Source organism: Streptomyces mangrovi (assembly GCF_900114215.1).
Classification (GTDB): Bacteria; Actinomycetota; Actinomycetes; order Streptomycetales; family Streptomycetaceae; genus Streptomyces; species Streptomyces barkulensis.
On the sequence record NZ_FOSG01000026.1, the window covers coordinates 1 to 25,121 of the forward strand.

Annotated in this window: 22 protein-coding genes; 6 read left to right on the forward strand and 16 right to left on the reverse strand. The window is 72.8% G+C overall.

The window, feature by feature from the left end:
* Positions 1-403: 403 nt before the first annotated feature.
* The 8 genes from proC to BM237_RS25575 form a co-directional block, all read right to left on the reverse strand.
* Complete coding sequence (gene proC, locus BM237_RS25540) at positions 404-1,216, reverse strand: pyrroline-5-carboxylate reductase (RefSeq protein ID WP_093852098.1); 813 nt, start codon at positions 1,214-1,216, stop codon at positions 404-406.
* Positions 1,217-1,337: 121 nt separating this feature from the next.
* Positions 1,338-2,075, reverse strand: a complete 738-nt coding sequence (locus tag BM237_RS25545; protein ID WP_093852099.1) for an ABC transporter permease — start codon at positions 2,073-2,075, stop codon at positions 1,338-1,340.
* Entirely contained in the window at positions 2,072-2,845 is a 774-nt protein-coding gene (locus BM237_RS25550; protein ID WP_093852100.1) for an ABC transporter ATP-binding protein, read from the reverse strand. The genes BM237_RS25545 and BM237_RS25550 overlap by 4 nt, the downstream gene beginning before the upstream one ends.
* Positions 2,846-2,998: 153 nt before the next feature.
* The gene (locus BM237_RS25555) at positions 2,999-3,505 is read right to left on the reverse strand and encodes a hypothetical protein (protein ID WP_093852101.1); all 507 of its coding nucleotides are present in this window, start codon (positions 3,503-3,505) and stop codon (positions 2,999-3,001) included.
* A 56-nt stretch (positions 3,506-3,561) separates the two neighbouring features.
* Positions 3,562-5,400 (reverse strand): dihydroxy-acid dehydratase, encoded by a 1,839-nt coding sequence (gene ilvD / locus BM237_RS25560; RefSeq protein WP_093852102.1) that lies wholly within the window; start codon positions 5,398-5,400, stop codon positions 3,562-3,564.
* 131 nt (positions 5,401-5,531) lie between these two features.
* Complete coding sequence (locus tag BM237_RS25565) at positions 5,532-6,188, reverse strand: TetR/AcrR family transcriptional regulator (protein ID WP_093852156.1); 657 nt, start codon at positions 6,186-6,188, stop codon at positions 5,532-5,534.
* 44 nt (positions 6,189-6,232) lie between these two features.
* Positions 6,233-7,057, reverse strand: coding sequence for a sugar phosphate isomerase/epimerase family protein (locus BM237_RS25570; protein WP_240958288.1), 825 nt, complete (start codon positions 7,055-7,057; stop codon positions 6,233-6,235).
* A gap of 75 nt (positions 7,058-7,132) precedes the next feature.
* Positions 7,133-8,074: a Ppx/GppA family phosphatase gene (locus tag BM237_RS25575; RefSeq protein ID WP_093852103.1), complete on the reverse strand. Its 942-nt coding sequence runs from the start codon at positions 8,072-8,074 to the stop codon at positions 7,133-7,135.
* Between the two features lie 66 nt (positions 8,075-8,140).
* Between BM237_RS25575 and BM237_RS25580 the strand changes: the two genes are divergently transcribed.
* Positions 8,141-9,046, forward strand: coding sequence for a DUF3109 family protein (locus BM237_RS25580; RefSeq protein ID WP_425443740.1), 906 nt, complete (start codon positions 8,141-8,143; stop codon positions 9,044-9,046).
* A gap of 52 nt (positions 9,047-9,098) precedes the next feature.
* Here BM237_RS25580 and BM237_RS25585 read toward each other — a convergent pair whose 3' ends face one another.
* Positions 9,099-10,739 (reverse strand): BACON domain-containing protein, encoded by a 1,641-nt coding sequence (locus BM237_RS25585; RefSeq protein ID WP_093852104.1) that lies wholly within the window; start codon positions 10,737-10,739, stop codon positions 9,099-9,101.
* A 250-nt stretch (positions 10,740-10,989) separates the two neighbouring features.
* On the opposite strand from BM237_RS25585, the gene radA reads away from it, so the two are divergent.
* Both radA and disA read left to right on the forward strand, forming a co-directional pair.
* Positions 10,990-12,432, forward strand: a complete 1,443-nt coding sequence (radA, locus tag BM237_RS25590) for a DNA repair protein RadA (RefSeq protein WP_093852105.1) — start codon at positions 10,990-10,992, stop codon at positions 12,430-12,432.
* A gap of 60 nt (positions 12,433-12,492) precedes the next feature.
* Complete coding sequence (gene disA, locus BM237_RS25595) at positions 12,493-13,593, forward strand: DNA integrity scanning diadenylate cyclase DisA (RefSeq protein ID WP_412721770.1); 1,101 nt, start codon at positions 12,493-12,495, stop codon at positions 13,591-13,593.
* A 76-nt stretch (positions 13,594-13,669) separates the two neighbouring features.
* On the opposite strand, the gene BM237_RS25600 is transcribed toward disA, so the two are convergent.
* Positions 13,670-14,494 (reverse strand): hypothetical protein, encoded by an 825-nt coding sequence (locus BM237_RS25600; protein WP_342746259.1) that lies wholly within the window; start codon positions 14,492-14,494, stop codon positions 13,670-13,672.
* Between the two features lie 227 nt (positions 14,495-14,721).
* Between BM237_RS25600 and BM237_RS25605 the strand changes: the two genes are divergently transcribed.
* Together BM237_RS25605 and BM237_RS25610 are read left to right on the forward strand one after the other, a co-directional pair.
* Positions 14,722-15,387: a phosphatase PAP2 family protein gene (locus tag BM237_RS25605; RefSeq protein WP_093852108.1), complete on the forward strand. Its 666-nt coding sequence runs from the start codon at positions 14,722-14,724 to the stop codon at positions 15,385-15,387.
* 149 nt (positions 15,388-15,536) lie between these two features.
* The gene (locus tag BM237_RS25610; protein WP_093852109.1) at positions 15,537-16,499 is read left to right on the forward strand and encodes an HhH-GPD family protein; all 963 of its coding nucleotides are present in this window, start codon (positions 15,537-15,539) and stop codon (positions 16,497-16,499) included.
* Positions 16,500-16,563: 64 nt separating this feature from the next.
* Here BM237_RS25610 and BM237_RS25615 read toward each other — a convergent pair whose 3' ends face one another.
* Positions 16,564-17,013, reverse strand: coding sequence for a VOC family protein (locus tag BM237_RS25615; RefSeq protein ID WP_093852158.1), 450 nt, complete (start codon positions 17,011-17,013; stop codon positions 16,564-16,566).
* 259 nt (positions 17,014-17,272) lie between these two features.
* Between BM237_RS25615 and BM237_RS25620 the strand changes: the two genes are divergently transcribed.
* A complete protein-coding gene (locus tag BM237_RS25620; RefSeq protein WP_093852110.1) occupies positions 17,273-19,840 on the forward strand; it encodes an NACHT domain-containing protein in 2,568 nt (855 codons plus the stop codon).
* A gap of 127 nt (positions 19,841-19,967) precedes the next feature.
* Here the strand turns inward: BM237_RS25620 and BM237_RS25625 are convergent, their stop codons facing one another.
* From BM237_RS25625 to BM237_RS25650, 5 genes are all read right to left on the reverse strand, one after another.
* The gene (locus tag BM237_RS25625; protein WP_093852111.1) at positions 19,968-22,493 is read right to left on the reverse strand and encodes an ATP-dependent Clp protease ATP-binding subunit; all 2,526 of its coding nucleotides are present in this window, start codon (positions 22,491-22,493) and stop codon (positions 19,968-19,970) included.
* Between the two features lie 723 nt (positions 22,494-23,216).
* A complete protein-coding gene (locus BM237_RS25635; RefSeq protein WP_093852112.1) occupies positions 23,217-23,549 on the reverse strand; it encodes a histone-like nucleoid-structuring protein Lsr2 in 333 nt (110 codons plus the stop codon).
* 171 nt (positions 23,550-23,720) lie between these two features.
* Entirely contained in the window at positions 23,721-24,266 is a 546-nt protein-coding gene (locus tag BM237_RS25640; RefSeq protein ID WP_093852113.1) for an amino-acid N-acetyltransferase, read from the reverse strand.
* A 9-nt stretch (positions 24,267-24,275) separates the two neighbouring features.
* Positions 24,276-24,686, reverse strand: coding sequence for a BlaI/MecI/CopY family transcriptional regulator (locus BM237_RS25645; protein WP_093852114.1), 411 nt, complete (start codon positions 24,684-24,686; stop codon positions 24,276-24,278).
* A gap of 146 nt (positions 24,687-24,832) precedes the next feature.
* Positions 24,833-25,021, reverse strand: a complete 189-nt coding sequence (locus BM237_RS25650) for a hypothetical protein (protein WP_093852115.1) — start codon at positions 25,019-25,021, stop codon at positions 24,833-24,835.
* Positions 25,022-25,121 lie beyond the last annotated feature (100 nt).

Genomic DNA, 25,121 nt, shown 5'->3' on the forward strand with positions numbered 1-25,121 from the left:
GAACGGGGTATCAACATATCTGGCGTTGACTTTTGGCACGCTGTTGAGTTCTCAAGGAACGGACGCTTCCTTCGGCACCCCTTCCGGGGCCCCTCCGGGCGCTTCCCTTCGGTGTCTCCGACTCTATCAGATCCCTTTTCGGTCTCCGAATCCCCGCCGGCGGGGTCCTGCCTTTTCCTTCCGCGCCGTTTCCGGCGCTTCCACCACCGTAGCGGATTCCCCGTCCGGCTCCTAATCGAGCCACCCGGACCGGAATTGCGGCATGCCGCAATTCACCCCCGGAAGGGATTCACACCAAGTGAGTGGTCGCCGCCGAAGGCGACAGAAGAGCTGCCCGGTGTCGGATCGACTCCGTGGCAGCTCGGAGAACAGTACACGACCGTGAGCGGTCCATCAAACAGCCCTAGCCGTTGCCGCCGGAGGCCAGTTCACGGCTGCGGTCGCGGGCCGCTTCCAGGGCCGCGATGAGCGCGGCGCGTACACCGTGCCGCTCCAGCTCGCGGATGGCGCTGATCGTGGTGCCCGCCGGGGAGGTGACCGCCTCGCGGAGCTTGACCGGGTGCTCACCGCTGTCCCGGAGCATCACCGAGGCGCCCACGGCCGCCTGGACGATCAGGTCGTGTGCCTTGTCCCGGGGGAGGCCGAGCAGGATGCCCGCGTCGGTCATGGCCTCCACCAGGTAGTAGAAGTACGCCGGCCCCGAGCCGGAGAGCGCCGTGGCGGCGTCCTGCTGGGACTCCGGGACGCGTAGCGTCTTGCCGACCGGCTGGAAGATCTCCTCGGTGCGGACGAGGTGGGCCTCGGTGGCGTGGGTGCCGGCCGAGATGACGGACATGCCCTCGTCCACCAGTACCGGGGTGTTGGGCATGACGCGGACGACCGGGACGCCCTGGGCGAGGCGTTCCTCGATGAAGGCCGTCGGAATTCCCGCGGCCGCGCTGACGACCAGGCGGTCGGCGGGGACGTGGGGGGCCAGCTCGCCGAGGAGGGCCGCCATGTCCTGCGGCTTGACCGCCAGGATCAGTGTGTCGGCCGTCTTGGCCGCCTCGGCGTTCGTGACCGCGGCGACGCCGTGGCGGGAGCGCAGTTCCTCGGCGCGCTCCGCCCTGCGGGCGGTGACCAGGAGGTCGGACGGGGACCAGCCGGCGCGGATCATGCCCGACAGCAGGGCTTCGCCGATCTTGCCGGTTCCGAGTACGGCGATCTTCTGGGTCATGGGACGACTCACCTTGTCCGGGTCCGGTACATGCGTGCGTGCCGCGCATGTGTGCGTCTGTGGGATGCGCTGCAATCCTCGCACTCGCGGCGGCGGCGCCGCCGGTTCGTCCGTCTGGCGGTCAGGGGGTGCGGCGGCGGAGGGTGGCCGCGCCGAGGAAGAGTACGAGCAGGGCGCTTCCGGCGACGACAGCGATGTCGCGGACGAGGTCGCCGGTGACGTCGGGGCTGCGCAGGACCTCGTTCATGCCGTCCACCGCGTAGGACAGGGGCAGGACGTTCGAGACGGCCTCCAGGAGGGGCTGCATGGTGTCGCGCGGTGTGAGCAGGCCGCAGAGCAGGAGCTGCGGGAGGATCAGCGCGGGCATGAACTGGACGGCCTGGAACTCGGTGGCGGCGAAGGCGGAGACGAACAGGCCCAGCGCGGTGCCGAACAGTGCGTCGAGCAGGGCGATGAGCAGCAGCAGCCAGGGGGAGCCCGCGAAGTCCAGGTCCAGGAACCAGATGGTCACCCCGGTGGCCAGGGCCGCCTGGGCGACGGCCAGCAGGCCGAAGGCCAGTGCGTAGCCCAGGAGCAGGTCGGCCTTGCCCAGCGGCATGGACAGCAGGCGCTCCAGGGTGCCCGAGGTGCGTTCGCGCAGGGTGGCGATGGAGGTGACCAGGAACATCGTGATCATCGGGAAGATGCCGAGCAGCGAGGCTCCGATGCGGTCGAAGAGTTCGCGGTCGTCGGCGTAGACGTAGTACAGCAGGACCGTCAGCAGCACGGGGACGAGCAGCAGCAGCGCGATCGTGCGGGGGTCGTGCGCGAGCTGGCGCAGTACGCGGCGGGCGGTGGCCAGGGTTCGGAGCGCGCTCACCGGGTCTCCTCCTCGTCGGTCCTCTCGTCTTCCCGGGCGGTGTCGACCAGGTGGAGGAAGGCGTCTTCGACGGTGCTGGTGCGGGTGCGGGTCCGCAGGGTGTCGGGGGTGCCGTCGGCCAGGAGGCGGCCGGCGCGCATCAGCAGCAGACGGTCGCAGCGGTCGGCCTCGTCCATGACGTGGGACGAGACGAGCAGGGTGGTGCCGCGTTCGGCCGCGAGGCGGTGGAAGAGGCCCCACAGGTCGCGGCGGAGGACGGGGTCGAGGCCGACGGTGGGCTCGTCGAGGACCAGCAGCTCGGGGGAGCCGAGCAGGGCGACGGCCAGGGAGACCCGGGAGAGCTGCCCGCCGGAGAGGTTGCCGGCGAGTGCGTCGGCGTGGGTGGTGAGGTCGACGTCGGCGAGGGCGCGTTCGACCTGTGCGCGGCGGTCGGCGCGGGGCAGGCCCAGAACGGAGGCGAAGTACTCCAGGTTCTGGCGGGTGGTCAAGTCGGTGTAGACGGAGGCGGCCTGGGTGACGTATCCGACGCGGGAGCGCAGCGGTGCGGCTCCGGCCGGCCGGCCGAGCACGTCGAGGGTGCCGGTGACCTTCGCCTGGGTACCGGCGATGGCGCGCATCAGGGTGGTCTTGCCGCAGCCGCTGGGGCCCAGCAGGCCGGTGACGGTGGAGCGTGGGACGTCGAAGGAGAGGCCGTCGACGACGGTGCGGCCACCGCGGACGACGGTGAGGCCGTCGGCTCTGACGGCCGGCCCCGCAGCAGAATTCATCATGCGTTGAATAATGCTCCCGCGCCGGCCCGGGCGTCAAGCGGGACAGGGCCGGGTACGCCGGACGCCCCCCGTCCGGGACGGACGGGGGGCGTTGCGGGCGGTGTTGCGGGCGGTGTTGCGGGGGCGCGGGGCGGGCGGCTCGGCCCGCTTCCCTCAGCGCCTGCGGCCGGGCCTCCCGGAGCCGCGGCGGGCGGCCGGGTTGCCGCGGCGCGCGGAACGGGTGGCGCCACGGCGCTCGTGCCGCGCGACGGCCCGGTCGTACTCGGCGCGCCGCAGCTTCTCGCCGGGGGCCTCGACCAGGCTGCGCGCGGCGTAGGCGAGCAGGACGCCGAGGAAGCCGACCATCTTGACCGGGCGCATCGCCGCGTCGTCGGAGCGGGCCTCGCCGGGCTCGCGGGTGTAGTCGGTGAGGGTGCGGCTGAAGGCCATGGAGCTGGACAGTGCCAGGGCGACCACGAGCAGGACGCCGATCACACCGCCGTCCGCGAAGGTGCTGCCCTCGTACGCCAGCCGCAGCACCCAGGCTCCGGCGGCGGCCAGCAGCAGCGCCCCGAGTCCGAGTGCGATCCGGCGCAGGAGGTAGCCACCGGAGTGGTCCACCCAGGTGGTGCCGTAGAACCGGATCGGCTCGGGCTCGGGGCGCTCCCGCTTCTCGCTCATGGTGTCGATTATGCGGGCGGGCGCACGGGGTGTGTCGGAGGGTGTCGGGGCCGGGGTCAGCCGAGCCTGGTGACGTCCCGCACCGCGCCCTTGTCGGCGCTGGTGGCCATGGCCGCGTAGGCGCGCAGTGCGGCGGAGACCTTGCGGTCGCGCGCCGCCGGCGCGTACCGGCCGCCGAGCGCCTCGCGGCGGGCGGCGAGGGTGGCCTCGTCGACCTTCAGCTCGATGGTGCGGGCGGGGATGTCGATGCTGATCAGGTCGCCGTCCTCGACCAGGGCGATGGTGCCGCCCGCGGCCGCCTCGGGGGAGGCGTGGCCGATGGAGAGTCCCGAGGTGCCGCCGGAGAACCGGCCGTCGGTGATCAGGGCGCACTTGGCGCCCAGGCCCCGGCCCTTGAGGAAGGAGGTCGGGTAGAGCATCTCCTGCATGCCGGGGCCGCCCCTGGGCCCCTCGTAGCGGATGACGACGACGTCGCCCTCCTTGATCTGCTTGCCCAGGATCTTCTCGACGGCCTCCTCCTGCGACTCGCAGACCACGGCCGGGCCGCTGAAGGTCAGGATGGACTCGTCGACGCCGGCGGTCTTCACCACGCAGCCGTCGACGGCGAGGTTGCCGTGCAGGACGGCCAGTCCGCCGTCCTTGGAGTAGGCGTGCTCCACGTCGCGCACGCAGCCGCCGGCCGCGTCGGTGTCCAGGGACTCCCAGCGCTCGGACTGCGAGAAGGCGCTGGCGGAGCGGACGCAGCCGGGGGCGGCGTGGAACAGCTCGACGGCCTCCGGCGACGGGGAGCCGCCGCGGATGTCCCAGGTCTTGAGCCATTCGGCCAGGGAGTCGGAGTGGACGGTGCGGACGTCCTCGTTGAGCAGGCCCGCGCGGTACAGCTCGCCCAGGATGGCGGGGATGCCGCCGGCCCGGTGGACGTCCTCCATGTAGTACGACCCGTTGGGCGCGACCTTGGACAGGCACGGCACACGGCGCGAGACGGCGTCGATGTCGGTCAGCCCGAAGTCCAGCCCGGCCTCCTGCGCGGCGGCGAGCAGGTGAAGGATCGTGTTGGTGGAGCCGCCCATGGCGATGTCGAGGGCCATGGCGTTCTCGAAGGCGGCGCGGGAGCCGACGGCGCGCGGCAGGACGGTCGTGTCGTCCTGCTCGTAGTGGCGCCCGGTGATCTCCACGACCGTGCGGCCGGCGTTCTCGTACAGCGCCCGGCGGGCGGTGTGGGTGGCCAGCACCGAGCCGTTGCCGGGCAGGGAGAGGCCGATGGCCTCGGTGAGGCAGTTCATCGAGTTGGCGGTGAACATGCCCGAGCAGGAGCCGCAGGTGGGGCAGGCGTTCTCCTCGATGAGCGCCATGTCCTCGTCGGAGACGGCGTCGTTGGCCGAGTCGGCGATGGCGCTGATCAGGTCGAGCTTACGGACCGTGCCGTCGACGAGGGTGGTGCGGCCGGACTCCATCGGCCCGCCGGAGACGAAGACCGTAGGGATGTTCAGGCGCATCGCGGCCATCAGCATGCCCGGGGTGATCTTGTCGCAGTTGGAGATGCAGATCAGGGCGTCGGCGCAGTGCGCCTCGACCATGTACTCCACGGAGTCCGCGATCAGGTCGCGGGAGGGCAGGGAGTAGAGCATGCCGCCGTGCCCCATGGCGATGCCGTCGTCCACGGCGATGGTGTTGAACTCGCGCGGGACGCCGCCCGCTTCCTTGATCGCCTCGCTGACGATCCGGCCGACCGGCTGGAGGTGGGTGTGTCCGGGCACGAACTCGGTAAAGCTGTTGGCCACCGCGATGATCGGCTTGCCGAAGTCCTCGCGCGCTACGCCGGCGGCCCGGAGGAGGGCGCGGGCGCCCGCCATGTTGCGGCCGTGGGTGACGGTGCGGGACCTCAGCTGGGGCATGGTGCTCCACTCCTTCGTGAACCGTGGGAAGACCGTCGGGCGCGGTCCTCGGGCCATGGCTGCCGAGCGTACGCCTCCCGCTCAAGATCTGGACGAAAAGTCCGGATCGTAAGACATGAGGGACGCTGGATTCACCCTCCGCGCGGGTGTTCGCCGACGGGTCCGGTCAGATGGTGCTGGACGGCCGGCGCGAGGCGGGCGACCAGCTCCTCGGGCTCCGCGGAGGCCAGCGGCTCGATCTCCAGGACGTACCGCATGATCGCCACGCCCACCATCTGCGCGGCGGCCAGTTCCACCCGCAGCCGGCGGTCCGGGGCGTCCAGCCGGTGCGCCACCCGGGCCATCAGCTGCCGCGTCACCATGCCGCGGAAGATCCGGGCGGCGGTCTCGTTGCTGAGCGCCGAGCGGACGACCGCCAGCAGGGGCGCGCGGACGGCCGGGTCCTCCCAGACGCCCAGGAAGAAGCGGACGAGTTCCTCGCCCAGGCCGTCGGGGCCGTGCGGGACGAGATGGCCCAGGCCCTCGGCGGCGGGGGCGAAGGAGACCTCGGCGGCGGCCTCGAAGACCTGCTCCTTGGTTCCGAAGTAGTGGTGGACCAGCGCCGGGTCCACCTCGGCGCCGCGGGCGATGGAGCGGATGGACGCCTTGTCGTAGCCGCGCTCGGCGAACTCCGCGCGGGCCGAGGCCAGGATGCGGTCGCGTGCCGCCTCCCCGGCCGCGGCGCGGTCGGCCGACGCGGGGCGGCCGCGGCGGCGCGCGGGGCGTGGGGCGTCCCCGGCGCCCTTCACGGGCTGTGCGGACTGTGCCGGCCGGGCGTTGGTGTCCCGCGCGCTCACGGTCCGGCCTTCCGGGGCACGGAGGCCAGGTGGCGGCGGGTGAAGGCCAGGGCCTCGGCGAGGTCGGCCTCGCGCTCGGCCGACGACATCGCCCGGCGGGTGTTGACCTCGACCACCACGTGCCCGTCGAAGCCGCCGGCCGCCAGGTGCTCCAGGACCTCCGCGCACGGCTGGTCGCCGCGCCCGGGGACGAGGTGCTCGTCCTTGGCCGAGTCGGTGCCGTCGGCGATGTGGAGGTGCGCCAGGCGGTCGCCCATGCGGTCCACCATCGCCAGGGTGTCGTTGCGGGCGGTGGCGGTGTGGGAGAGGTCGAGGGTGAAGTGGCGGTAGTCGTCCTCGGTCGGGTCCCAGGCGGGGGCGTAGGCGAGCATCTCGCGGTCGCGGTAGCGCCAGGGGTACATGTTCTCGACGGCGAAGCGGACGTCGGTCTCGTCGGCCATCCGCCACACGCCGCGGATGAACTCCCGGGCGTAGGAACGCTGCCAGCGGAACGGCGGGTGCACCACGACCGTGCTCGCGCCCAGCTTCTCGGCGGCCTCGCGGGATCGCTGGAGCTTGGTCCAGGGGTCCTTGGACCACACGCGCTGGGTGATCAGCAGGCAGGGGGCGTGGACGGCGAGGACCGGGACGCCGTGGAAGTCGGAGAGCCTGCGCAGCGCCTCGACGTCCTGACTGACCGGATCGGTCCACACCATCACCTCCACCCCGTCGTAACCGAGGCGTGCGGCGATCTCGAAGGCCGTCGCCGTGGTCTCCGGGTAGACGGAGGCCGTGGAGAGGGCGACCTTCGGTGCCGGAAGGGACAGCTCTGGATCGACCACGCACAACAGCCTACGGCGACCGGGAGTGCGTTACGGAGGTCGTCGCGGGGCCCGCGGGCCCGGGTGTGGGGAAGGTCACGGAGTCCCGTTGCCGGACAGCGTGTCCAGCCGGCGCAGGATGACGCCCTCGCGCAGCGCCCAGGGGCAGATCTCCAGCCGCTCCACACCGAACAGGTCCATGGCGCCCTCCGCCACCAGCGCCCCCGCCAGCAGCTGCCCGGCCCGGCCCTCGGAGACGCCGGGGAGGGCGGCCCGTTCGGCGGCCGGCATGGCGGCCAGCTTGGGCACCCACTCCTCCAGCGACGCGCGCACCAGTTCGCGCTGCGTGTAGGGGCCCTCGGCGGAGCGGGGGGCGCCCCCCAGCCGGGCGAGCTGCTTGAAGGTCTTGGAGGTGGCCACCACGTGGTCGGGGGCGCTCAGCCGGCTGAAGCCCCCGACGACCCGGGCGATCTCGTGCCGCACATGGCGGCGCAGCGCGCGGACGTCGGCCGGGTCGGGCGGGTCGCCGGGCAGCCAGGAGGCCGTGAGGCGGCCGGCGCCCAGTGGCAGCGAGGCGGCGGCGTCGGGCTGCTCGTCGATGCCGTACGCGATCTCCAGCGAGCCGCCGCCGATGTCCAGGACCAGCAGCCGTCCGGCCGACCAGCCGAACCAGCGGCGGGCAGCGAGGAAGGTCAGCCGGGCCTCGTCCTCGCCGGAGAGCACCTTCAGCTCCACGCCCGTCTCGGCGGCCACCCGCTCCAGCACGTGGTCGGCGTTGGCGGCGTCCCGTACGGCCGAGGTGGCGAACGGCAGCAGGTCCTCCACGCCCTTGTCCTCGGCGACGACCATCGCCTCCCGGACGGTCGCGGCGAGTTTCCCGACGCCCGCCGGGCTTATGGAGCCGTCCTCGTCGAGGAGTTCGGCCAGGCGCAGTTCCGCCTTGTGGGAGTAGGCGGGCAGGGGGCGGGCACCCCGGTGCGCGTCCACCACCAGCAGGTGAACGGTGTTGGAACCCACGTCGAGGACACCGAGTCTCATGGGGAGCCACGCTACTGCGACGGGACGGTGGCCCGGAGCCCGGCCCGTGGTGCATACCCTGTGTGCGTGGCGAAGACGAAAACGGTGAAGCCGGACAAAGAGGCGAACACGGGCGGGGAGCGGCGGCGGGCCGCGGGCGACGAGGTGGAGCTGGACCACGCCCGGATGTGGGTGGAGTTCCCGGACCCGGCGGACGAGGAGCAGGTGTTCCGGTGCGACCTGACCTGGCTGACCTCCCGCTGGGGCTGCATCTTCGGCCAGGGGTGCCAGGGCATCAGCGCGGGGCGCGCGAGCGACGGCTGCTGCACGCTGGGCGCGCACTTCTCGGACGAGGACGACGAGAAGCGCGTGGCGGCGCACGTGGCGCGGCTCACGCCCGAGAGCTGGCAGTTCCACGCGGAGGGCTCCTCCGGGCGCGGCTGGGTGGAGGTGAACGAGGACGGCGAGCGCCAGACCCGGCTGCACCGGGGCGCGTGCATCTTCCTCAACCGCCCCGGCTTCTCCGGCGGCATCGGCTGCGCGCTGCACACGATGGCCCTGCGGGAGGGCCGCGAGCCGCTGGAGACCAAGCCGGACGTGTGCTGGCAGCTGCCGGTGCGGCGGACGTTCGAGTGGGTGGAACTGCCCGACGGCGAACAGCGGCTGTACGTGTCGATCGGCGAGTACGACCGCCGCGGCTGGGGTCCGGGCGGGCACGACCTGCACTGGTGGTGCACCGGCGCGCCGTCGGCGCACGGGGCGGGCGAGCCGGTGTACGTCTCGTACCGGCCGGAGCTGACGGAGCTGATGGGGCCGGCCGGGTACGCGCGGCTGGCCGAGCTGTGCGAGGAGCGGCTGGCCTCTCAGCTGCCGCTGGTGGCACCGCACCCGGCGGACGGGCCGGCGGGCGGGCCCGCCGCGGGTGCCGCGGGGCCGCCCGCGGGCCGTACCGAGCCGGGGCGTGCGGAGCCGGGGCACACGATGCCGGGGTGAGCGGCCCGGGGTGAGCGGCGTCCGGGTGAAAGGCGCCGGACCGGCGCGGCCGCTAGTCCGGTTGCCCCGCCGGGGGCGATAAGGGCTCCGCGGGCGGTGTGCTCGACGGCGGCTCGGGGGTCGGTTCCGGCGCGGGCGACTCGGACGGCTCGGGCTCCGGGGGCTCGGAGGGGCGCGGCTGGGCGGGCGCCGCGCCGTGCCCGCGCAGGGTGATCACCGCCTTCGCCGGGGCGATCGAGATCCGCGCGGTCCACGCGCCCGCCGGCTCCCGCGAACGGTCCACGGTGACGGTGAAGGCGGCCGACTCGCCGGGCCGCAGCGTCCCGTGCGTACGGTCCAGCCGCAGCCAGGGGGCGTCCACCGAGGCCGTCCAGTCGACCGGGGAGCCGCCGGAGGCGACGAGGGTGACGACGGTGGCGTCCCCGGACGGCTGGGCCTCGACCGTCAGCCGGCCCGGCCCCGTACCGGTGTCCCCGCGCTGCGGGCCCTCCCCGTCGGCTCCGTCGGCTCCGTCCGTGCCGTCCGTACCGGAGGACGGGGTGTCCCGTCCTTCCCCGCCGTCCGCGCCGGCCACATCGATACGGACGCCGGATCCGTCGCGGGAGGCCCCGGCGCCCCCCGTCCGGCTCCCGTCGCCCCGGGGGTCGCCGTACAGGCCGCCCGGGTCCTGCCGCTCGGAGGCCGAGACGGGGGCGCCGCCCGGGCCGCCGTCCACCGGCGGCGCGCCGCGGTACGCGGCCCACAGCGCCAGCAGCGGCGCGGCGACGACGGTGGCGACGACCGTGGTGGTCACCGCGCGGCTGCGCAGCCGGTCGAAGCGCTCGGCCCGGTCCCGGACGTTGACGGGGAAGCCGCGCCGGTCGAAGCGCGGGGTGTGCCGGGCCCGTGCGCGCTGCGCGGCGAGCATCGCGGCGTGCACCTCCGCCCGCGGGGCGGGGAGCACGGTGAGCGCGCCGACATCCGCGGGGGCGGTGCCCGGCCACGGGCCGCCCGCCAGCACCCGCTCGGCGGTACGGCGGCACTCGGGGCACTCGTCCACGTGCCGCACCAGCTCCCGGCGCAGCGCGCTGCCCAGCAGCACCTCCCGGTCCCCGGCGAGCCGGGCGACGGCCGGGCAGCCGCCCCGGTCGACGACGGCGAGCGCGGTGCGGGTGCGCTCCACCTCGCAGGCGGCGCTGGACAGCAGCAGCTCGGTGCCGTCGTGATCCGTGCCGAGGACGGCGGCGACCTCGTGGACCGGCAGGTGGTGGCGTACGGCCAGTTCCAGGGCCTCGCGCTGCTCGGGGCCGGTGCCGGCGGCCTCCGGCCAGGCGAGCGCGGCCAGCTCGCGGCGGCGCGCGGTGGCCAGGGGGCCGGGCAGCTCCGGGGGTTCGGGGCGGACGCCGTGGCGCTCGGCCAGGAGCCGCAGGCAGGACCAGCGGGCCAGCGCGTACAGCCAGGGCCGGTGCAGTGCCGTGTCGGCGGGGGTGCGGCCGCGGCGGCGCTGCCGCTCGGCGACGGCCAGGGCCTCGCCGAGGACGGAGACGGCCGCCTCGTGCTCGCACATGACGGACAGGCAGTAGGTGAACAGCCCGTCCAGGTGGTCCCGGTAGGGGTCGACGGGCACCGGCGGCCGGGCCGCGGCGCGGTGCGTGCCACGGTGCGCCCGGTGTACGCCGGTGGTGTGCGTGGGGTGCTCGCGCCGAGTGCTCATCACCCAGCCGACCGTAGGCGGAAGGCCGGGCATCACTGGTGATGCTTGCGTGGGTTTAACCCTTACGGGTGACGATCTGCGGTAAAACGCACAAACGCTCAACGGTGGGTGGCAGGGGGGTGCGCGAGGGCGCACGGGGGCCGGGCTCATACGGTGTCCACGGTGTCCGCCCCGCCCCGCCGGTCCGCTCCCCGGCCGCCCCGTGCCCGCCGGCGCCCGGTTGTCAGAGGCTCCGGCTACCGTGAGGCCCATGGCTGCCCGCAAGTCGTCCGCCAAGGACCGCCCCGCCTACCGCTGCACCGAGTGCGGCTACACCACCGCCAAGTGGCTCGGCCGCTGCCCGGAGTGCCACGCCTGGGGCACCGTCGAGGAGACCGGCGGCACCCCGGCCGTCCGCACCACCGCGCCCGGCCGGGTCTCGTCCCCCGCGCTGCCCATCGGGCAGGTGAACGGGCAGGTGGCCACCGCGCGCAGTACGGGCGTGCCGGAGCTGGACAGGGTGCTGGGCGGCGGGCTGGTGCCGGGCGCGGTGGTGCTGCTGGCGGGCGAGCCGGGGGTGGGCAAGTCCACGCTTCTGCTGGACGTCGCGGCCAAGGCGGCCGACGCCGACCGCCGCACGCTCTACGTCACCGGCGAGGAGTCGGCCGGGCAGGTGCGGCTGCGGGCGGACCGGATCGGGGCGATAAGCGACCACCTGTACCTGGCGGCCGAGACGGACCTGTCGGCCGTCCTGGGCCATCTGGACGAGGTGAAGCCCTCGCTGCTGGTCCTGGACTCGGTGCAGACGGTCGCCTCCCCCGAGATCGACGGCGCGCCCGGCGGCATGGCGCAGGTGCGGGAGGTGGCCGGGGCGCTGATCCGGGCCTCCAAGGAGCGCGGGATGTCCACGCTGCTGGTGGGCCACGTCACCAAGGACGGCGCCATCGCCGGTCCGCGCCTGCTGGAGCACCTGGTGGACGTGGTCCTGCAGTTCGAGGGCGACCGGCACGCCCGGCTGCGGCTGGTGCGCGGTGTGAAGAACCGCTACGGCGCCACCGACGAGGTGGGCTGCTTCGAGCTGCACGACGAGGGCATCACCGGTCTGGCCGACCCGTCGGGCCTCTTCCTCACCCGCCGGGACGAGCCCGTGCCCGGCACCTGTCTGACCGTCACCCTGGAGGGCCGCCGCCCGCTGGTGGCCGAGGTGCAGTCGCTGACGGTCGACTCGCAGATCCCCTCCCCCCGGCGCACCACGTCCGGGCTGGAGACCTCGCGCGTGTCGATGATGCTGGCCGTGCTGGAGCAGCGGGGCCGGATCAACGCGCTGGGCAAGCGGGACGTCTACACCGCCACCGTCGGCGGGGTGCGGCTGTCGGAGCCCGCGGCCGATCTGGCCATGGCGCTCGCGCTGGCCAGCGCCGCCAGCGACACGCCGCTCCCGAAGAACCTGGTGGCCATCGGCGAGGTGGGGCTGGCCGGCGAGGTCAGGCGTGTGACGGGTGTGCAGCGCCGGCTGGCGGAGGCCGCGCGGCTGGGCTTCACCCACGCCCTGGTGCCCACCGACCCGGGCAGGATCCCGTCGGGAATGCGGGTGCGGGAGGTGGCGGACATAGGGGAGGCGCTGCGGGTCCTGCCCGCCCGGCCGCCCCGGCCGGACCGCTCCGAACGGGAGGGGCGCGACGGGGCCGATCGGAGCACGCCGCACGAGGGCTGACACCGCCGGTAGACTTTGCCCTGGTCTCGCCCGTACGTACGCATGACCCGAAGGAGTGCCGTGGCAGCCAACGACCGGGCAGCAACCGGCGCCGACGGCCTGTTGCGCGCCTCACTGAGCGCGGTCGCGCCTGGTACGGCCCTGCGCGACGGCCTGGAGCGCGTGCTGCGGGGGAACACCGGCGGGCTCATCGTCCTGGGCATGGACAAGACCGTCGAGGCTCTGTGCTCGGGCGGTTTCGTGCTGGACGTGGAGTTCAGCGCGACGCGGCTGCGCGAGCTGTGCAAGCTGGACGGCGCGCTGATCCTCGACAAGGACATCACCAAGATCGTGCGGGCGGGCGTACAGCTCGTGCCGGACGCCTCGATCCCGACGGAGGAGACGGGCACCCGGCACCGCACCGCGCAGCGGGTGTCGATCCAGACCGGCTTCCCGGTGGTGTCGGTCAGCCAGTCGATGCGGCTGATCGCGCTGTACGTGGACGGCCAGCGGCGCGTGCTGGAGGACTCGGCGGCGATCCTGTCCCGGGCCAACCAGGCGCTGGCGACGCTGGAGCGCTACAAGCTGCGGCTGGACGAGGTGGCGGGCACGCTCTCCGCGCTGGAGATCGAGGACCTGGTGACGGTCCGGGACGTCTCCGCGGTGTCGCAGCGGCTGGAGATGGTGCGGCGGATCGCCACGGAGATCGCCGAGTACGTGGTGGAGCTGGGCACGGACGGGCGGCTGCTCTCCCTCCAGCTCGACGAGCTGATCGCGGGTGTGGAGCCCGAGCGCGAGCTGGTCGCCCGCGACTACGTGCCCGAGCCGACCGCCAAGCGGTCCCGCACCGTGGGCGAGGCGCTGACCGAGCTGGACCGGCTGACCCATACCGAGCTGCTCGAACTGCCCACGGTGGCCAAGGCCCTGGGGTACAGCGGGTCGCCGGAGACGCTGGACTCGGCCGTCTCGCCGCGCGGTTACCGCCTGCTGGCGAAGGTGCCGCGGCTGCCGAACGCCGTGATCGAGCGGCTGGTCGAGCACTTCGGCGGGCTGCAGAAGCTGCTGGCCGCGAGCGTGGACGACCTGCAGGCCGTCGACGGGGTGGGCGAGGCGCGGGCCAGGTCGGTCCGCGAGGGCCTGTCGCGGCTGGCGGAGTCGTCGATCCTGGAGCGGTACGTCTGACGCGTTCGGTCCGGGCGGGGCCGCCGCGCCCGCCCGGCCCCGTCCGGTCCGCGGCGCGGACCGGACGTTCCCCGGTTCAGTCCTTGGTGAGGACGAACGAGATGCGCACCTTCTCCAGGCCCTCCACCTCGGCCTCGACCAGATAGGTGCCGGCCTTCGCCCCGGCGCCCGGCGTGCCGCACTCGGGCGTGCTGTGCCTGCGGTCCCACTCCAGGGTGCGGACGGCCGTTCCGCCCGCCGGGACCTTGTAGAGGGCCGAGCGGGCGCCCTTCGGGCAGTGCTCGGACTTCCAGACCTTCTCGTCGCCGTCCTCGGCTTCGATGATGGTGAAGGCCGTGGCACCGGTGCCGAAGTCGACCTTGCAGGCGCCGCCGCCCTCGTTGCGCACGGTCAGCCGGAAGACGGGCTTCTCGCCGGGCGCGTACCGGTTCTCCTCACTGCGCAGCGTCACCTCGACCGAGCCGGGGCGGCAGTCGGGGAGGGTGGAGTCGGCAGGCACGGCCTCGACCCCGCCCGAGACGACACCGGCGGATCCGCCGCCCGCTCCTGCGGCACCCGGACCGCCCGAACCGGAACCGTTCGCGCCGCCTTCGCCCTCGCCGTCCGCGCCCCCGCCGCCGGATCCGGATCCGGCCGGTCCTTCCGTGTCACCGCCCCCGCCGCCGGTGCCTCCCGAACCGCCCGATCCCCCCGAACCGCCGGTGCCTCCGTCGGACTCCTCGCGCCCGCCGGGGCGTTCGCTGATCAGGGACTCGGACGAGGACGGCCCGGGTGTGATGGTGCCCGGCACCTCACCGCCGCCCTGCTTCCCGCCCTGGTCGCTCCCGCCGCCTCCGCCCGGCCCTCCGGACCTGACGGCCCATATGACGAGCAGTGCCAGGACCAGCAGGAGCGCAAGCATGACCGCCCTTCGCCTCCAGTAGATGGAGGAGGGAAGGGGCCCAACCGGATTGCGCAGAGATCCCACGCGCAAACCTTACGAGACATCATGTGCCCCATACGGTCTTACCCGCCGCACTGAAGACCAACTTTTATGATGAACGGCCCGGCAGAGCCCGGCGACCGTCAGGGGTGACGCCCGACTGTTGCGGGGAGTGACCGTACGCTTCCTTTTCGTACCGTTCACGCATGAGCAGTGATCTTCGAAGCGACCCCCTCGGTCCTCCCCCGGGTGCCTCCCGGGGCGCCTCCCGGGGCGCCTCCCCGGACGGCCTCCACAGCGACCTCTACCGGGATGTCGCCGACTTCGCGCACGGCACCCCGGACTGGCTGCACTCGCTCGCCGAGTACGGCACCGAGGGCGGTCTGCTGGTCCTCGCCGCGCTGCTGGCGGCGGCGTGCTGGCGGGTCCGGCGCGCCGAGCCGGGGATCCTGGCCCGGGCCCTGCTGGGCGGGGCCGCGGTGGCTGCGGCGTACGGCCTCAGCGAGGCCGTCAAGCTGGTCGTACGGGAGGAGCGGCCCTGCCGTGCCGTGGCGGGCGCGCCGGCCCCGATCGCCCCCTGCCCGAAGCCGGGCGACTGGTCCTTCCCCAGCAACCACGCCACCATCGCCGCCGCCGCGGCGGTGGCCGTCGTACTGGTCTGGCGGGCGATGGCCTGGCTGGTGCTGCCGCTGGCGGTGCTGACGGCCTTCTCCCGGGTGTTCCTGGGAGTGCACTACCCGCACGACGTGGTGGCGGGCGCGCTGCTGGGCGCGGCCGCGGTACTGCTGGTGACCCGTTCGGCGGCCGGGCCCGCGACCGCGCTGACAAACCGGGTGCGGACCGGGCTCGGCTACACCGGCCCCGCCTCGTAGACGACGATCGCCGCCGGTCCCGGCCTCCGCCGGAAGCCGGGCGGCACTCCCCCCGAACGAAAGGGACACATCGGGACGGGTGGTGCCTGCCGTCCATCGGCGCGGGCCGCTTCGCCGTCGCGCCCCTCCGTGTCAGGATCGGAGACGCCATGACTGCGACCACATCCGAGCACAGCGCCACCGGTCTGACCGCGACCGGCCTCCTTCCCCCCGAGTCCCCTTCCCCCTCCGACCTCCACGGACCGGTCATCGACTGGTTCGGCGAACACGCCCGCGACCTGCCCTGGCGCCGCCCCGAGGCGGGCGCCTGGGGCGTGATGGTCAGCGAGTTCATGCTCCAGCAGACGCCCGTCAGCCGGGTGCTGCCCGTGTACGAGCAGTGGCTCGCCCGCTGGCCGCGCCCCGCCGACCTGGCCGCCGAGCCGCCCGGCGAGGCGGTGCGCGCCTGGGGCCGGCTGGGCTATCCCCGCCGGGCCCTGCGGCTGCACGGCGCCGCCGCCGCCATAACGGAACGGCACGGCGGCGACGTGCCCAAGGAACACGCACAGCTCCTGGCCCTGCCGGGGGTGGGCGAGTACACGGCCGCGGCCGTGGCCTCCTTCGCCTACGGGCAACGGCACCCGGTGCTGGACACCAACGTCCGGCGGGTCTTCGCCCGCGCGTTCGGCGGCCGCGAGTTCCCCCCGACCGCCACCACCGCCGCCGAGCGCAGACTCGCCCGGACCGTCCTGCCCGAGGAGGACGCGACGGCGGCGCGCTGGGCGGCGGCCACGATGGAGCTGGGCGCCCTGGTGTGCACGGCCCGCAAGCCGGACTGCGAGAACTGCCCGGTCATGGACCTGTGCGCCTGGCGCCGTGCCGGCTCGCCCGCGCACGACGGTCCGCCGCGTCGCGGCCAGAGCTACGCGGGCACCGACCGCCAGGTACGCGGCAGGCTGCTGGCCGTGCTGCGCGAGGCCGTGGGGCCGGTGTCGCAGGCCGCGCTGGACGCGGTGTGGGACGAGCCGGTGCAGCGGGCGCGCGCGCTGGACGGGCTGGTCGCGGACGGGCTGGTCGAGCCGCTGGAGAACGGCGTCTACCGGCTTCCCCAGGGCCGGGGTCCGGCCATGTGAGACGGGGTGCGGCGGTCACGGCCGCCGCACCCGCCCGCCGCGGTGCGGCGGGCGGGTGCGGGAATCAGTCGCAGACCTCCGACCACTCACGGCTCAGGACCAGCCCGCTCGTCCGCTCCTCGGCCAGCGAGTACCGGTTGCCCGACTCGTCCCGGAAGACCGCCTCGGTGCCGTGCGGCCCCTCGAGCGGTTCCTGGAGGAACTCCACGCCCCGTTCCACCAGCCACTCGTACGCGGAGCGGCAGTCGTCCGTCCGCAGCACACCCGCTCCCAGGACCCCTTTGCGGACCAGCCCGGCCAGCGCCCGGGCCGACTCGGGGTCGATGCCGGGTCCGTATGCCGGCACCAGCGTCAGCCCGACGTCCGGCTGGCCCCTGGCTCCGACGGTGATCCGGCGCGTTCCGTTCTCGGTGGCATCGCCGCGTACCTCGAAGCCGAGCTTCTCGGTGAAGAACCTCAGGTCCCGCTCCTGGTCGGTGGACCAGACGGTGGCTGCGGCCAGACCCTTGATCATGGTGCCTCCCATGGTCGCGGACGTGCGGTCCACCGTGGGCAGCGCGCCCACCGGCCCGTCCCTCCAGGATCGCGCCGTGTGCGGCGGTCCGTCCACAGTACGGTGCGGCACCGCGGTGCGATCCGCCAAACCCCTTACGCCTCAGGTGAGTTGGCATAGCCTTGGGGGCGGGCGCCCGCCGGGCCGCACGCCGCCTCAGGCCGTCGCCGGACCACCGTCAGACCACCACCAGTCCACAGGGCCGTCGGGGGAGGGCCGAATGGAAGAAGCCGTCGCGAGAATCCCCTCGAACAGGGCCGCGCCCCTGGTCCGCGAGCTGTTCGCCGACCTCCCGCCGGCCTGCGACGGCCCCCGGCTGGTGGCGGGGCTGGTGTCGTTCCGGGGCCTGCGGCCCGAGCGGACGTACGACGACGTGGCACGGATCGCCCGGGAGCTGGTGCGGATCGCCCGGCCGGGCGGCGGCAGGGCGCCGGAGGACCCGGCCGACCGGCCCGTGGCCCTGGTCCTGGGGCGGACCCTGGCCGCGCTCGGCGAGCTGGACCTCGACGACGTGGAGGCCGTCCGCATGGGACCGCAGGACTGCGCGCGGCGACTGCGCCGGGCCGTCCCCGGCGCCGACCGGGAGCTGACCGGCGAGCAGGCCTGGTTCCACGACCAGCTGCTGGACAACGTCTGCCTGCACGTCCTGCACTTCCTGATCCGGCACTCGCCGTACGTCGCCGGGCACCTGGCCGAGCAGAGCCACCGCATACGGCAGCTCGTCGACCTCAACGACGCCGACGCCGTGCGCCGCCCCCTGCCCTCCCCCGAGGACCTCGCCTTCGAGGAGGAGTACGCCGCCTTCCTCGTCCGGCGGCACAACCGCCTGACCATCCACGGCATCGACCTGCCCAACGCCCCCGGAAGCTGGCCGCTGGACGCCACCTATCTGAGCCTGGGCGCCGAGTTCGCCACCCCCGTCGAGGGGTCGTCCGGGCAGCCGGCGCTGCCCGCCGACCGCGCCCTGGCCGGACAGGAGCGGGTACTGCTGCGCGGAGTGGCCGGATCGGGGAAGACCACGCTGGTGCAGTGGCTGGCCGTGGCGGTCACCCGCAACGACCTGCCCGGGGAGCTGGCCGCGCTGCGCGGCCGGGTGCCCTTCGTGCTGCCCGTGCGGCACTTCGCACGCGAGGGCTTCCCGGCGCCCGAGGAGTTCTTGTCCGTGGGGCGCTGCCGGGCGGCGCTGCCGGGCGGCGAGCCTCCCGGCTGGGCCGTCCGGGTGCTGGTCGAGGGACGGGCGCTGCTGCTGGTGGACGGGATCGACGAGGCGCCCGAGGCCCGCCGGGAGGAGCTGCGGGCGGGGCTGCGCAGACTGCTGCACATCCACCCCGGCACGGTCTGCCTGGTCACCACCCGGCCGTCGGCCGTCGAGCCCGACTGGCTGGCCCGGGAGGGGTTCAGCGAGCTGATGCTGGCGCCGATGAGCCGCGACCAGGTGGCGGAGTTCATCCGCCACTGGCACCGGGCCGCCCGGCGCGACGGCGGCGGGGACCAGGAGCGGCTCGCCGGCTACGAGCAGCGGCTGCTGCACTCGGTGCGGGTCTACCGGGAGCTGCGCCGGCTGGCCACCAACCCCTTGATGTGCGGTCTGATCTGCGCCCTGAACAGGGACCGCGCCGGGACGCTGCCGCAGGGCCGCAAGGAGCTGTACGACGCGGCCATGGACATGCTGCTCCAGCGACGCGACCCGGAGCGCGACGTGCTGCACGCCGACGACGTCGAGCTCCAGCGCGCGCCGCGCGAGCGGCTGCTGCAGAAGCTCGCGCACCGGATGCTGACCGAGGACCGCACGGATCTGGACCGGGAGAGCGCCGTCGCGGTGCTCGACTCCCATCTGCCCGCCATCCCGGCCGCCCGCGGCCAGGGGGACGCGGAGAAGATCTTCGGCCATCTGCTGCACCGCACCGGGCTGCTGCGCGAGTCGGACGACGGCCGGGTGGAGTTCGTGCACCGGACCTTCCAGGACTATCTGAGCGCCAAGGAGATCGTGGCGCGGGGACGGTTCGGGGATCTGGTGGACCACGCCCACGAGGCGGGATGGGAGGAGATCGTCCGGATGGCCGCCGCCCACGCCCGGCCCGACGAGTGCGCGCGCTTCATCGAACAGCTGCTGGCTCCCTGCGGGCATCTGAAGACCTCCGAGACCAAGCACCGCAGGCTGATGGCGGCGGCCTGTCTGGAACACGTCACAGAACTGGATCCGGAGACACGGAGGCTGGTGCGCGACCGCACCGAGAAGATCGTCAGCCCCACCGATCCGCTGGGCGCCCGCAACCTGGGGTGGATCGGGCCCGTCGTGCTGGAGCTGCTGCCCGATCCGGCGGCCGTACCGGACGACAAGGCGTATCTGCTCGCCATCACCGCGACACGGGTGCGGGACGAGGCGGCCGTCGACTATCTGGTACGGCTGCGGGACCGGTCGTCGCTGAGGGTGAGGGCGGAGCTCGCGCGGGCCTGGCGCAACTTCGACACCGCCCGCTACGCCCGCGAGATCGTCTCCCGGCTGGACCCGGAGGGGCTGTACTTCCCCGTCTCCGACCTCTCCGAGCTGCGGGCGCTGCGCGACATGGGCGGCCGGGACCGCATCCAGATCGCGGGCGGCTTCACTCCGGAGGAACTGCTGCACGGCACGGTGCGCGACCGGCTGACGCATCTGTGGCTCGCCTACGACCTCGGGGTCGACATGGGATGGCTGAGCGCCTTTCCGCGGCTGCACACCATCCGGGTGAATCCGCGGCTGCCCCGGGTCGGCGGGGTTCCGGAGGGCGTCCGGATCATCGCGCGCTGAGCCGGCCCCGGCGCGCGGTGGTCCGGACGCCCTCGCACACACGGGCGCGGCCCGGGACCGTGTGTGCGGTCCCGGGCCGCGCCCGTGTGACTTCCGTGTGGCGTGTGGCTCGGTGACGCCCCGCGCCTCACGCCTCCTTGGAGAGGTTCGGGCCGCCGCCCGCCGCGGACTCCACCGGAGGGGCGTCCGGCAGGGCCGACTTCTCCTCGCCGCGGAAGGTGAACTCCTTCGCCTCACCCTCGCCCTCGGTGTCGACGACCACGATGTGACCGGGGCGCAGCTCGCCGAAGAGGATCTTCTCCGACAGCACGTCCTCGATCTCCCGCTGGATCGTCCGGCGCAGCGGCCGGGCGCCCAGGACGGGGTCGTAGCCCTTCTTGGCGAGCAGCTTCTTGGCGTCACCGCTGAGCTCGATGCCCATGTCGCGGTCCTTGAGCCGCTCGTCCACCTTGGCGACCATCAGGTCGACGATCCGGATGATGTCTTCCTCGGTGAGCTGGTGGAAGACGACGGTGTCGTCGACACGGTTGAGGAACTCCGGCCGGAAGTGCTGCTTGAGCTCCTCGTTGACCTTGGCCTTCATCCGCTCGTAGCCGGTCTTGGCGTCGCCCTGGGCGGCGAAGCCCAGGTTGAAGCCCTTGGAGATGTCCCGGGTGCCGAGGTTGGTCGTCATGATGATGACGGTGTTCTTGAAGTCCACGACCCGGCCCTGGGAGTCGGTCAGACGACCGTCCTCCAGGATCTGCAGCAGCGAGTTGAAGATGTCCGGGTGGGCCTTCTCGACCTCGTCGAACAGGACGACCGAGAACGGCTTGCGGCGGACCTTCTCCGTGAGCTGGCCGCCCTCCTCGTACCCCACGTAGCCGGGGGGCGAGCCGAAGAGCCGCGAGACGGTGTGCTTCTCGCTGAACTCCGACATGTCGAGGGAGATCAGGGCGTCCTCGTCACCGAAGAGGAACTCCGCCAGCGTCTTGGACAGCTCGGTCTTACCGACGCCGGACGGGCCCGCGAAGATGAACGAGCCACCGGGGCGCTTGGGGTCCTTCAGGCCCGCCCTGGTGCGGCGGATGGCCTGGGAGAGCGCCTTGATGGCGTCCTCCTGCCCGATGACGCGCTTGTGCAGCTCGTCCTCCATGCGCAGCAGGCGCGAGGACTCCTCCTCGGTGAGCTTGAAGACCGGGATGCCAGTGGCCGTGGCCAGGACCTCGGCGATCAGCTCCTCGTCCACCTCGGCGACGACGTCCATGTCGCCGGCCTTCCACTCCTTCTCCCGCTTGGCCTTGGCCGCCAGGAGCTGCTTCTCGGTGTCGCGGAGGGAAGCCGCCTTCTCGAAGTCCTGCGAGTCGATCGCGGACTCCTTCTCCCGGCGCACGTTCGCGATCTTCTCGTCGAACTCGCGCAGGTCCGGCGGTGCGGTCATCCGGCGGATGCGCATCCTGGAGCCGGCCTCGTCGATCAGGTCGATCGCCTTGTCCGGCAGGAAGCGGTCCGAGATGTAGCGGTCGGCGAGCTGCGCGGCGGCCACCAGGGCGGCGTCCGTGATGGACACCCGGTGGTGCGCCTCGTAGCGGTCGCGCAGACCCTTGAGGATCTCGATGGTGTGCGGCAGCGACGGCTCGGCGACCTGGATGGGCTGGAAGCGGCGCTCCAGGGCCGCGTCCTTCTCCAGGTGCTTGCGGTACTCGTCCAGCGTCGTCGCGCCGATGGTCTGGAGCTCCCCGCGGGCCAGCATCGGCTTGAGGATGCTGGCGGCGTCGATCGCGCCCTCGGCCGCGCCCGCACCCACCAGGGTGTGGAGCTCGTCGATGAACAGGATGATGTCGCCGCGGGTGCGGATCTCCTTGAGGACCTTCTTCAGGCGCTCCTCGAAGTCACCGCGGTAGCGGGACCCGGCGACCAGGGCGCCCAGGTCCAGCGTGTACAGGTGCTTGTCCTTGAGCGTCTCGGGCACCTCGCCCTTGACGATGGCCTGGGCCAGGCCCTCGACGACCGCCGTCTTGCCGACGCCGGGCTCGCCGATGAGGACCGGGTTGTTCTTGGTGCGGCGGGACAGCACCTGCATGACCCGCTCGATCTCCTTCTCGCGCCCGATGACCGGGTCGAGCTTGGACTCGCGGGCCGCCTGGGTGAGGTTGCGGCCGAACTGGTCCAGCACCAGGGAGGTCGAGGGAGTGCCCTCGGCGGGGCCGCCCGCGGTGGCCGCCTCCTTGCCCCCGGAGTAGCCGGAGAGCAGCTGGATGACCTGCTGCCGCACCCGGTTGAGGTCGGCGCCGAGCTTGACGAGGACCTGGGCGGCGACGCCCTCGCCCTCGCGGATCAGGCCGAGCAGGATGTGCTCGGTGCCGATGTAGTTGTGGCCGAGCTGAAGGGCCTCGCGGAGCGACAGCTCCAGGACCTTCTTGGCACGGGGGGTGAAGGGGATGTGGCCGGAGGGGGCCTGCTGGCCCTGGCCGATGATCTCCTCCACCTGCTGGCGGACCGCCTCGAGCGAAATCCCGAGGCTCTCCAGTGCCTTAGCGGCGACACCCTCACCCTCGTGGATCAGGCCCAGGAGGATGTGCTCGGTGCCGATGTAGTTGTGGTTGAGCATCCGGGCTTCTTCCTGAGCCAGGACGACAACCCGCCGCGCGCGGTCGGTGAACCTCTCGAACATCGTTAATCGCTCCTCAGAGCGGTCAGGCAGTAAGGGGTCGGTCCCCTCCCTGTCCTTCCGCAGCTTAGTCCCGCAAGCGGGGACCGCTCATTCCAACTGCCGACACCCGTCCGGATCGCTCCCGCGCTGGCGGGGGAGGAGAGCCCGTTACCTCTCGCCCTCGTCCCGAACAGCCGACAACAGTTCCAACCCGATGGTGCGAGACGATGTTCCCGCAGGCCAGACATATCCGCCCGCTTCCGCTACGCCGACGGCGAACGCCTCTGGGCCGCCACGTCCGTCCACCGCTCCATCGCCGGTGCCGCACCCCCGTTCCACGTGGGATTTCTTCACCGACTTCTTACCCCGGGACACTGACAGTCCATGCCGGGCAAGGGGGGTACATCCGCTACTGGCGAACACTCTTGCGTGGCGTACCGCACCTTCCCCACCCGCCCGCCGGACACCTGGAGTGCCGGACCGTGACCCCGGGTAAGGGGTGCTTCGGCCGGCGCGTGGGCAGAACGCGAGCCGGTGGCCGCGCCGTACACGGCGCATGTGACGTACACGACGCGCACGGGCGCCTCACCAAGGCGCCCGGCGACCACCCCGCCGCCCCGGCCGCACGCGTCCCCGGGAGGCCGCGGCACGGCTGCGGCCTCCCGGACGGGGGCACGAGGCGTCCCTCGCCGGTCCGGTGAGCGCGGCGGCGACGGACACCGCCGCACGCGGCTCGCCCGCGACTCAGGCGTTCGCCTTCTCGTAGGCCTCGCGGATGTTGGCGGGGACACGGCCGCGGTCGTTGACCTCGTAGCCGTTCTCCTTCGCCCAGGCGCGGATCTTCGCGGTGTCCTGGCTTCCGCCGCCGGCGGACGGACGGGACTTGCCGCGAGCCGAACGGCCACCGGTGCGACGACCGTTCTTGACGTAAGGCTCCAGCAGACCCCGGAGCTTGTCCGCGTTGGCGGTGGTGAGGTCGATCTCGTAGGTCTTGCCGTCGAGAGCGAACGTCACGGTCTCGTCGGCCTCACCGCCGTCGATGTCGTCGACAAGAAGGACCTGAACCTTCTGCGCCACCGGTTACTCCCATTCGTCGTGTGTGGTCAGTCACCGAAAACCGATTACTGATACTGACGGTGAAAGCAAACCGCTTTTCCCGGGAAAACACAAACCCTCCGGGAACATTGCCGAGCCGATCCGGCCGGATTGGAGGGACCTTTCGGACATAGGGCGCACGAAGCGGGTGCCTCATAGGTGCAGCAGCATCCGCGTGTTGCCCAAGGTGTTGGGTTTCACTCGTTCGAGACCCAGGAACTCGGCTACACCTTCGTCATAGGAACGCAGCAGCTCGCTGTAGACATCCCCGTCCACCGGCGTCTCGCCGATCTCGGTGAAGCCGTGCCGGGCGAAGAAGTCCACTTCGAAGGTGAGGCAGAAAATTCGCCGGACTCCCAGCCAGCGCGCGGTCTGCAGCAACTTCTCCAGCACCAGGTGCCCCACTCCCGTGCCCCTGAGCGCGGGGTCGACGGCGAGCGTGCGGACCTCCGCCAGGTCCTCCCACATCACGTGGAGGGCACCGCAGGCGACCACCTCGCCGTCGTGGTCGCGTTCGGCGACCCAGAACTCCTGGATGTCCTCGTAAAGCGTCACCATCGCTTTGTCGAGGAGGATGCGGTCGCGCGCGTAGGCGTCGATGAGACGGCGCACGGTGCGCACATCACTGGTTCTCGCCCTGCGGACGGTGACCTCGCTTACAGGGCTCACGGGGCTTACGCGACTTACGGCTTCTGGCATGTCGGGACGCTATCGCTCCGGAGAACCCCGGCCCTCGGCGGGGGCACCGGGGTGCGTGTCGTCGAGATGCGCGACGCGCAAGGCGTCCCGCAGCGCTTCCGTCTGTTCCGGCGACATCATCCCGAAGAAGGCCACCAGTGCCGCCGCGGGGTTGTCGCTCGCCGCCCAGGCCTCGTTCATGAGTGCCGCGGAGTAGGCGGCCCGGGTGGAGACGGCTTCATATCGATAGGCCCGGCCCTCGCGCTCTCGCCGCAGCCATCCCTTCTCCCGCAGGTTGTCCATTACGGTCATGACCGTGGTGTAGGCGATCGGCCGTTCACGCCGGAGGTCGTCGAGCACTTCTCTCACCGTGACCGGGCGGTTCCACTGCCATACCCGCGTCATGACCGCGTCTTCCAACTCTCCCAGTGGCCGAGGCACACCAAGAACGATAGCCGCATATGAACGGCATTGAGCACTTTGTTTTGGCCGGACGGTAAACAAAGAGGAGCGCGCACCGGGAAGGCGAACCTCCCGGTGCGCGCTCCCGCGCCGCCGCGGCCTCCGCCGCCCTGCGGTACGCGCCGCTAGCTCCTGGACGCGCCGTCCGCCGACGACGCGGCGCGCGCGGACTCGGCCTGCGCCAGAGCGCGGTCCACCGCGGCGTCCTCCTTGGACTTGTTGGCACCGCCCTGGCTCTTGACGATCGTCACGATGAGAGCGGTGAAGGCCACGGCCATCACCACGGACGGGGTGAGTGCGGCGATGTACTCCATGCCGGATCAGCCTCCTTGGATACCGGACCTCCAGCCTACCGGCGGCTCCGCCGGGCCCTCGCTGCCGGGCCCTCGCGAGGGCCCGGCAGCGAGCCGCGCG